This window comes from Campylobacter concisus UNSWCS (assembly GCF_000466685.1).
GTDB lineage: Bacteria > Campylobacterota > Campylobacteria > Campylobacterales > Campylobacteraceae > Campylobacter_A > Campylobacter_A concisus_A.
Map to the genome: position 1 here is coordinate 54,052 of NZ_ANNG01000004.1, position 9,306 is coordinate 63,357.

Sequence of the window (9,306 nt, forward strand, 5' to 3'; positions counted from 1 at the left end):
GATGCCTAATAAAGTTAAATTTCCAACGCTTAGTTCGTTTTTTGTAGCGTTTTGCATTTACATTATCATTGTGCTTGCTTTGTTTATAAAGCTTACTTTTTTTAGCGAACCTCCTAAAAAATATACCGATGACAAAGATGCTATTATGGACGTAGTTATGGTTGATAGAGAAGTTGATCAAACCATAAAAGCGCCAAAACAAGCAAAAGAGGTCGTAAAAGAGACAAAACCAGAACCTAAAAAAGAGTCAGAAGAAGATAAACAAGAGACTACAAATAAACCTGTTGTGCCAGATGAGCCATTACCAACCCCAAGCTTGCCAACTCCTCCAAAAGAAGAGCCAAAGCCTGAGCCTAAACCTACGCCAAAGCCTGAAATCCCAAAACCTAGTGAAGAGCCTAAAGAGGATGTCAAGCCAGAGCCAAAGCCTGAGCCTAAACCTACGCCAAAGCCAGTTGAAAAGCCAAAACCAAAAGAGCCAAATATAAAAGATCTCTTTAGTGATATAGACTCGACTAAACTTAAAAAAGATGATGGTATAAAAAAGGCTGAAAATAAAGTGCAAAGCCGCAAAAAAAGCGAGGCTTCTAGCTCAAAAGCTGCAAAAGAGGCTAGCGATATTATAAAGAGCCTAAAAATAGATCAAAACCCAACTGCACCAAAGTCACAAATGACTGGCACTTATGATCCATTGATGGGTGCTATAACAAAGCAAATTCAAAGAAGATGGCAAAGCTATAAAGCTGACTCTGCAAACCTTGCCAAAGTAAAAGTCATGATAGATCAGAGTGGAAATTTTAGCTATGAAATTTTAGAGCTATCATATAATGAAGAGTTTAATGCAAAGGTAAAAGAGTGCTTGGAAAAGCTTACTGCAGAGAAATTTCCATTTAATCCAGACAAAAGTACTACTTTTAATTTAAATTTAGAAGATAAAATAAACTAAAAATTTATAAATTTACGGAGTAGAGATGAAGAAAATTTTTCTTTTTTTGTGCGTTGCTCTAGGGCTTTATGCTGCTGATGCAACGATATCTGTTATAAACCAAGGTGTTGCTTTGCCAAAGATAGCTTTGCAAGATGCAACTACAGCCGTTAGTGATGCTGGCTTTAAAGATAAATTCTTTAAGATCATGCTAGGCGACTTGAAAGTTAGCTCAGACTTTGAGGTTATCGAAGATCACGTGCCTTCAACCTACGAGGGAACAGCAGCTACAAATACAATGAGCGACAAAGGTGTTGAGCTTATCTTTAGATATGCTCTTGAAGGTTCTATGGGCTCACCTCTTACTTTAAGAGTAAAACTCATCGATGCAAAAACTGCAACTACAAGGTATGAGAGAGTATATAACATGCCTGATGGCGCAAAGTATCCGTTTTTGGCACACAAGAGTATAGTTGAGCTAACAAATGAGCTAAATTTACCACCAGTTGGCTGGATGGAGAAATTTATCATCCTAGCAAAATACACTTCAGCTCGCCAAAGCTCTATTATAGTAGCTGATTACACACTTACGTATCAAAAGACAATAGTAAGTGGCGGTCTAAATATCTTCCCTAAGTGGGCAGGCGCTGATCAGAGTAAATTTTACTATACATCTTATGTAAATAATAAGCCGACTTTGTTTAGATATGATCTAAATTCAGGCACTAAAACAAAGATAATAGATAGTATGGGTATGCTTATAGCATCTGATGTTAGTAAAGATGGAAGTAAAATTCTATTAACTATGGCTCCAAAAGATCAGCCAGATATTTTCATCTATAATACAGGTAGCAAAAAATTAACTCAGATCACAAACTATCCAGGCATTGATGTAAATGGAAATTTCGTAGATAATGACAGCAGAATAGTTTTTGTCTCAGATAGACTTGGATATCCAAACATCTTTGCAACACCTGCAACTTCAGGCGGAAGTGTTGAGCAAATGGTATTTCATGGCAAAAACAACAACTCAGTAAGCACTTTTGAAAACTATGTAGTTTATTCAAGCAGAGAGGCTAGTGGTGGCTTTAATATCTATCTAATCTCAACTCAAACAGATTTTATTCGCCAGCTTACAGCAAATGGTAAAAATAACTATCCAAGATTTTCAAGTGATGGTCAAAGTGTTGTTTTTATCAAAGAACTTGGCGGTCAAAGCTCGCTTGGCGTTGTTAGATTAAATGAGAACAGAAGTTTCCAATTTCCACTAAAAGTAGGTAAAATTCAATCTATTGATTGGTAATATTATGGTAATATTTAAAAAAAATATGTTATAATTCGACCAAATTTTTCAAAAAGGATAAGGAATGAAAAAAGTAGTTCTAGCAAGTGTTGCAGTTGCAACTTTATTGTTGAGCGGTTGTAGCTCTAAAAACCCTGAAGTTGATATGAATGCAAATTCAAATCAATCTGCAGATAACTCAGGTAGCATGAGTGATGCTGATAGATTAGCAGCTCTTATCGCTAACATCGAGAGCCAAGTTAAAAGTGTATACTTTGACTTTGATAAATTTAATATCAAAGCTGACCAACAAGGTGTTGTTAGCTCAAATGCATCAGTATTTAACCAAGCTGACGCTCAAGCTCTTTCTATAAAAGTAGAAGGTAACTGCGACGAGTGGGGTACAGATGAGTATAACTATGCTCTTGGTCTAAAACGTGCTAAAAGTGCTAAAGACGCTCTTGTAAGAAATGGCGTTAGCGCTGATAGAATCGCTGTAGTAAGCTTTGGCGAAAGCAACCCAGTTTGTACAGACAAAACAAAAGCTTGCGACGCTCAAAACAGACGTGCAGATTTCAAAGTACTTCCTTAATCTGTAAGTAATAATGAATAAAAAAATAATCATTGCGGCTCTTCTTGGAGCCGCTTTCTCTATAGGTTCAGCTCAAGAAGTTTCAGCATTTGACGCAGGTAATATGGATAGCGCAAATCCATACGGACTAACAGATGATGAAAAGGCAACTCTAAGCAACAAAAGAAGCGTTCAAAATATTGAAGAAAACATGGATAATGTTTCAGAACAACTTCAAGGTTTGCAAAGCTTGATCGAGAGCATGAGTGCTAGGATGAACAAGCTTGAGCAAAGAATGAACGATATCGAAACCAAAGTCAATGGCGGTATAAGCGATTCTGGTGTAAGTTTGACATCATTAAAAGCTTATGTTGATGAGACTAGAGATATACAAGATAAAAACTATAAAAATATTACTGCAGCCTTAAATAAATTAGGTGCAATAATGGATAAAAATGCTGCTCAACCAAAGCAAAATGCAAATCCAAAACAACAAAATAAGCCAACTTCAAATTTTAGTGGCAAAAGCGACAAAGATGTTTTAGCTGATGGCATTAAACTTTTAAATTCTGGCAATAGCACAGAAGCAGCTGAATATTTTGAATATTTAAATAAAAAAGGCTATAAAACTGGTGCTTCAAATTATTATCTAGGTGAAGTTGCTTATAGTCAAAAATCATACAGTACAGCCATACAATACTATAAAAAAAGTATACAAAGTGAAGATAAAGCTGACTACACTCCAAAACTTTTGTATCACACAGCTATAAGCTTTGATAAGATCGGTGATACTCAAAGTGCCAACAGGTTTTATAAGGCTTTAAAAGTAGGCTATCCAGATAGCAAAGAAGCCAAAGCCGCTCCTAACAGAAACTAAAATTTACTCTTTTTTAGATATAATCTCACATTAATCAAAATTAAATTCCAAGGAGATTATTGTGAGTAAAGATCAAGTTATAACAATGTTTTATGAGCTAAAAGACGCTAATACTGGCGAAATTTTAGAGTCAAATATGCAAGAAGGTGGTCAAATTTCTTTTATTACAGGACATGGCCATATTATAGAAAAGCTTGAAGAAGAAGTTAGCAAATTAAAATCAGGCGACAAGGCTACTATAAACATTAAAGCTGCTGAGGGTTGTGGCGAATACAATAAAGATGCAATCCAGTCACTTCCAAAAGAGCAATTTGCTGGTATAGACCTACATGAAGGTATGGAGCTTTTTGGTCAAAATGAAGATGGCTCAAGCGTTCGTGTCATCGTTAAAGAGATCAAAGATGACGAAGTAACAGTTGATTTTAACCACCCATACGCTGGCAAAGACTTGCTATTTAATGTTGAAATTTTAGAAGTTAGAGACGCAACTGAAGATGAAAAAGCAACTGGCATGGTAGCAGGCGCTCACACTTGCGGTTGTGGAGGACATGATCATGATCACGAGCACGAGTGCTGCGGTGGTCACGGACATGGCGAAGGTGGTTGCGGTTGCGGTGGTCACGGACATCACCACCATTAAGAAGCCAAAATGAAGAAATTTGCTTTTATTTTTGCGGGTCAAGGCTCGCAAAGTGTTGGCATGGGGAAAGACTTTTATGAAAATTTCTCTTCGGCAAAACTTCTATTAAATGACGCTTGCAACGACACAGGCATTGACTTTGAAGAGCTTTTATTTACTCAAAATGACAAGCTAGATAAGACAGAATTTACTCAGCCTGCCATCGTTTTAAACTCGCTTATGAGCTATCTAGCTTTTAGCGAGCGCATAAAAGCTAAGCCAGAGTTTAGCTTAGGTCACTCGCTAGGAGAATTTACAGCTCTTGCGGTTAGTGGCGCATTTAGCTTTGTTGAAGCGATTAGACTTGTAAATTTACGTGGTAAATTTATGCAAGAAGCCTGCATTGGCAAAGATGCTGGCATGATGGTGGTGCTTGGACTTAGCGATGAAGTTGTTGAGGGGATTTGCAAAAACGCACAGAATGAGGGCTTGCAAATTTACGCTGCAAACTACAACTGCGATGGTCAGATAGTTGTGGCTGGCGTGAGGGCTGACCTTGCTAAATACGAGGCAAAATTTAAAGAAGCAGGTGCAAAAAGAGCGATGCTTTTAAATATGTCAGTAGCTAGCCACTGCCCGATACTTGAGCCAGCTAGCGTTAGGCTAGCAAACGAGCTTGAGGGCGTTTTGGCTGAGAGTTTTACCCCAGTCGTTTCAAACGTAAATGCAAAAATTTACACTGATAAAAACGAAGCGCTAGTGCTTTTAAAAGAGCAGCTTACAAAGCCTGTTTGCTACAAGCAAAGCATCAAAAACTACGAAAACGAGGTTGATTGCTTTATCGAGCTAGGTGCTGCGACACTAAAAGGCATAAACAAAAAGATCACTGAAAAACCGACATATAGCGTCACTGACATGGCGAGCCTTGAAGAGGTTGTGAAGATTTTGGAGGAGAGATGATAGCGATACTTGGAGCGATGCAAGAGGAGATAACGCCGATCCTTGAGATGGTTGGCGAGTATAAAACTACCGAATATGCAAATAATAAATTTTATGAAGCAAACTACAAAGGCAAAGACCTAGTCATCGCCTACTCAAAGATCGGCAAGGTAAATGCAGCGATCACTGCGACCTTGATGATAGAGAAATTTAAGGCTTCAAAGCTGCTTTTTACAGGCGTTGCGGGCTCACTTGATGAGAGCTTAAAGATAGGCGATATGCTATATGCCACTAGCCTTGTGCAGCACGACCTTGACATCACGGCTTTTGGACATCCATACGGCTTTGTGCCAGGGACTAGCATATTTGTAAAAAGCGATGAAAATCTAAATGAGCTAGCTAAAAATGTCGCTAGCAAAAAGGGCATGAGCTTAAATTCAGGTATCATCGCAACTGGCGATCAGTTCATCTGCGACAACGAGAAAAAAGAGTGGATCAAAAATATATTTAACGCGAGTGCTACCGAGATGGAAGGTGCGAGCGTTGCGCTAGTTTGCGAGACGCTTGGCGTGCCATTTTTCATCCTTAGAGCCATCAGCGACGGAGCTGGCAATGAGGCTGAGTTTGACTTTGATAAATTCTTACAAGACTCAGCAAATGTCAGCGCTAAATTTATCCTAGAAATGGTGGAGAGCTTATGATAGAGCTTAGCAAGAGACTGCTTAGGCAAGTTGGTCAGACAAACGCTAGATACAAGATGATAGAGGGCGGAGATAAGATCTTGCTCGGCCTTAGCGGCGGCAAAGACAGCCTCGCACTCGCTCACGTGCTAAAGCACATCCAAAATGTCACGCCTGAGAAATTTGAGTTTAAGGCGGTGACGCTAAGCTACGGCATGGGCGAAGACTACGCATATCTTACCAAGCACTGCAACGAGCATGGCATAGAGCACGAGGTGATCGATAGCTCGATATTTGAGATATCAAAGGAGAAGATCCGCAAAAATTCTAGTTTTTGCAGCTTTTTCTCGCGCATGAGAAGAGGGTATCTCTACACCTACGCGCTAAAGCACGGCTTTAACAAGCTTGCGATCGCTCACCACTTGGATGACGCGGCGGAGAGCTTTTTTATGAATTTTACATACAATGGCGCGCTAAGGACGCTTGCTCCAAAATACAGAGCAAAAAATGGCATCGTCGTGATCAGGCCATTTATCTTTGTGCGCGAAAGACAACTTCGCGAAAATGCGATCAAAAATGAGCTAAGAGTTGTTGGCGATGAGGCGTGTCCTGCGATGAGGTTTGACGTGAAGATGCCGCACGCTAGATTTGAAACCAAGCAGCTTTTGGCAAATTTGGAAAAAGAAAATCCAAAGCTCTTTACATCGCTTAAAGCAGCATTTGAAAATATCCACACAGATACATTTTTTGGTATCAACGAAGGCAGTGAAGAGTAAATTTAACTCTTCGTTTCTGCCCTTAAAGCTAAATTTACAACCAAATTTATTACAACACATCCAAAAAGTAAAAACTCATTTTGAAGTAGGAACACTCCTTGCTTACTAAATATAAATTTGATAAGCAAGGATCGTAAATGAGCATTTTTAGTGTTAGCACGCAAAAGTATAGCTCAGTAGCTACTGAGGCAAAAGCAAGGAAACTTCAAAAAGAGCAGTCTGAAAGTGTCAAATTTCAAAACGCTCTTGCAAATAATGAAAAAACAAAAGACATTGCACAAAATTTACAAAGACTTGAGCTTACAAAAGATACACAGCAAAGCATTTATAGCGTGAAATTTAAAGATAAAAACGAGCTAGCTTATCAAAGCGACAATGCTGGCTTTATGGACGCTAGTTTTAATAAAGCAGCCAACTTGCCACAGGACTTTAAGCTTCACAAAAGCACGTTGAAAGAATTTCTAAACTTCGCAACAAAGCAAAATAACATAAATAGCGTCCTTTACAGCAACGCAAGCGGCAAGCTTTTTGACAATGACGTCTTTGAAAATATCGACATTGCAGACACGATAGGTCAGTATTACGCTATCTTTTCTCAGATAATGGGCAAGAGTTTAAACAAAGATAGTTTTACAGATAGCGACCTAGCAAGCCTGCCAAAAGGCTACATCTCGCAAGGTATGAAAGGCATTGATTTTAACGCAGATTTAAGCGATAGATCAAATATTGATTTTTTAAATAGTCGCAAAAATGAGGTCGTGACGAACATCTTTAGTAGCGAGGATGAGATGAAGCTCGCATCAAATTTAAGCGAAGATCTATCAAAGCTAGGCATAAAAACGAACCTCAAAAAGCTAAATTTTGCAAATTTAGAGCAGGAAAACACTGGTGGCTTTAGCCCAGACCTCTCTTACTATAAAACGGAGCCTGGTTACAAAAAAGAGGCTTTGTTTATTAGCTTTTTAAAGTCAGAAAGCCCTGCGATCCTAGAAGGCGGAGAGACTGCGCTAAAGCCTGAAGTCTTGCTAAATAACGCTTTTATTGCTGCCCAGACCAAAGACCATAGAAACAAAAGCTTGAGCGATGTGGCTACTCTTAAAAAGCTAGCAGAAGATAGAGAAAATTTTAAAAATTTAGTGCTTGAGCTACTAAAAAACAGCACCCTAAAGCCAAGCGAAGATAATATAAATTTAGCTTTTAACGAGCTAAGTCAAATTTACGCTTTAGGCAGGCAAAAGTAGCTAAATTTACTAGGTAAATCTTTTCACAAAAAAGACGATATCTTTAGCATGAAGCTAAAAGGATATTAGATGATAAAAGCACTTGGTAGCTACACCTTAAATTTAGAACAGAACATAAAGGTATCAACCAAAGTTGCCACTAAACAAACAAGCTCAGAAGTTTTAGGCTACAAGGTAGATAAGGATGGCTACTTTACAGATGAGTTTAATAAGCAAGCCGGCATCCCAAGTGACTATAAAATTCACTCAAGCACGCTGGAGTCATTAGTCAGATCAAACGATATAATTGATCCAGACATCAAGAATTTTAAAAACATAGATATAGCTAAAACTGTTGGCAACGCTTATAGATTACTAGCTCAAGTGGTTGGCGAAGATACACTAAGCTCAAAGGACAGCTTTAGCGCAGAAGATATAAGAAATTTCCCTCAAGGCTTTTCTTATGATCGTCAAAGCCTGCAAGTAGATAAAAGATATGCTAGTGCTAGTGAGTATTCTGCGGTAGAAGATAGCTTTGTGCATACGCCAACAAAGACCATAAGCACGCTCTTTTATAATGGCTCTTTGTCTATTGCGGCAGACAAGCAGATACATCCAAAAAATGTAACATACATCTTTAACAACGCAAATGGCGGTAAAGAAAACACGGTCATTGGTATATTTATGGATCCACACGGAGAGAAATACACAAACAAAGATGGCTCCGTAACCAAAGGCGGTCTTATAGCTGGCGTGCTAAATCACAACCTAGACATATACGAGGGCGAAACCACTGCGATAGGAAAATATGGCGGCTATGATAAAAACATCAACACAAAGGAATTTCAAAGGTCATTTAACGCCTTTAACGCTATGTGGCAAATGGCTTATGGGGTAAATTTCTCAAAAGCAGATGATGGTGCTGTCTCTATGCTGCCTGATTATATGCAAGATTATGTAAGACACAGACAAAACTTTGATAAATTTAGCGACCAAGAAGACGAACTATCATTTAAAAAGATGATGGAGCATAATCTAAAAATGTTAAAGCTACTCTTTGGTGAGATAGATAAAGATGGTAAAAAGAGTAAAGACTTTATGGATAGCTTTTTGAAATTTAGTATGCCACCTTTAAATTTAGTAAAAGAGCTAAATGAAAACCCAGCTGGAAAATATCTAGTAGATATGCTTGGTATAAAAAGAGATGTTGATATAAAGGCGTAGGGGGGAGTTGAAATGATAACTAGCATAAACGGACTTAGCAACACATCGATACAAGAAACTACTATCCAAAAAGAAAATGCAACAGAAAATATAGCCAAAGAAGGCAAGAAAGACAAAAGCGTCAGCGAAGAGAAATTTGATTACTCAAAGTATATGTTTAGACCCTGGACTGATAATGTAAAAGAATTTATTG

General features: G+C 38.3%; 10 protein-coding genes and 1 pseudogene. All 11 read left to right on the forward strand.

Translation table 11 applies throughout. The annotated features are described in order from the left end of the window. Position 1 precedes the first annotated feature (1 nt). Entirely contained in the window at positions 2–946 is a 945-nt protein-coding gene (locus UNSWCS_RS00780; protein WP_021086874.1) for a TonB C-terminal domain-containing protein, read from the forward strand. A 25-nt stretch (positions 947–971) separates the two neighbouring features. Then, positions 972–2,228 (forward strand): Tol-Pal system protein TolB, encoded by a 1,257-nt coding sequence (gene tolB, locus UNSWCS_RS00785; protein ID WP_021086864.1) that lies wholly within the window; start codon positions 972–974, stop codon positions 2,226–2,228. A gap of 64 nt (positions 2,229–2,292) precedes the next feature. Beyond that, positions 2,293–2,799 carry an OmpA family protein gene (locus UNSWCS_RS00790; protein ID WP_002939415.1) on the forward strand — a complete coding sequence of 169 codons (507 nt, stop codon included), beginning with the start codon at positions 2,293–2,295 and terminating at the stop codon, positions 2,797–2,799. Between the two features lie 13 nt (positions 2,800–2,812). After that, positions 2,813–3,655, forward strand: a complete 843-nt coding sequence (locus UNSWCS_RS00795) for a tetratricopeptide repeat protein (RefSeq protein WP_021086867.1) — start codon at positions 2,813–2,815, stop codon at positions 3,653–3,655. Between the two features lie 55 nt (positions 3,656–3,710). Further along, positions 3,711–4,295: an FKBP-type peptidyl-prolyl cis-trans isomerase gene (locus tag UNSWCS_RS00800; RefSeq protein ID WP_223154902.1), complete on the forward strand. Its 585-nt coding sequence runs from the start codon at positions 3,711–3,713 to the stop codon at positions 4,293–4,295. A gap of 9 nt (positions 4,296–4,304) precedes the next feature. Beyond that, a complete protein-coding gene (fabD, locus tag UNSWCS_RS00805) occupies positions 4,305–5,234 on the forward strand; it encodes an ACP S-malonyltransferase (RefSeq protein ID WP_021086878.1) in 930 nt (309 codons plus the stop codon). Continuing rightward, positions 5,231–5,914, forward strand: coding sequence for a 5'-methylthioadenosine/adenosylhomocysteine nucleosidase (locus UNSWCS_RS00810; RefSeq protein ID WP_021086881.1), 684 nt, complete (start codon positions 5,231–5,233; stop codon positions 5,912–5,914). Before fabD ends, UNSWCS_RS00810 begins: the two co-directional genes overlap by 4 nt. Then, on the forward strand, positions 5,911–6,669 hold the full coding sequence (locus tag UNSWCS_RS00815) for a tRNA 2-thiocytidine biosynthesis TtcA family protein (RefSeq protein WP_021086886.1): 759 nt from the start codon (positions 5,911–5,913) through the stop codon (positions 6,667–6,669). Before UNSWCS_RS00810 ends, UNSWCS_RS00815 begins: the two co-directional genes overlap by 4 nt. Positions 6,670–6,806: 137 nt before the next feature. Continuing rightward, positions 6,807–7,910 carry a Cj0814 family flagellar-dependent secreted protein gene (locus tag UNSWCS_RS00820; protein ID WP_021086882.1) on the forward strand — a complete coding sequence of 368 codons (1,104 nt, stop codon included), beginning with the start codon at positions 6,807–6,809 and terminating at the stop codon, positions 7,908–7,910. Between the two features lie 69 nt (positions 7,911–7,979). Continuing rightward, positions 7,980–9,113 (forward strand): Cj0814 family flagellar-dependent secreted protein, encoded by a 1,134-nt coding sequence (locus tag UNSWCS_RS00825; RefSeq protein ID WP_021086887.1) that lies wholly within the window; start codon positions 7,980–7,982, stop codon positions 9,111–9,113. Between the two features lie 12 nt (positions 9,114–9,125). Next, positions 9,126–9,306: pseudogene (locus UNSWCS_RS12305) on the forward strand (cell surface protein); the annotation flags it as partial.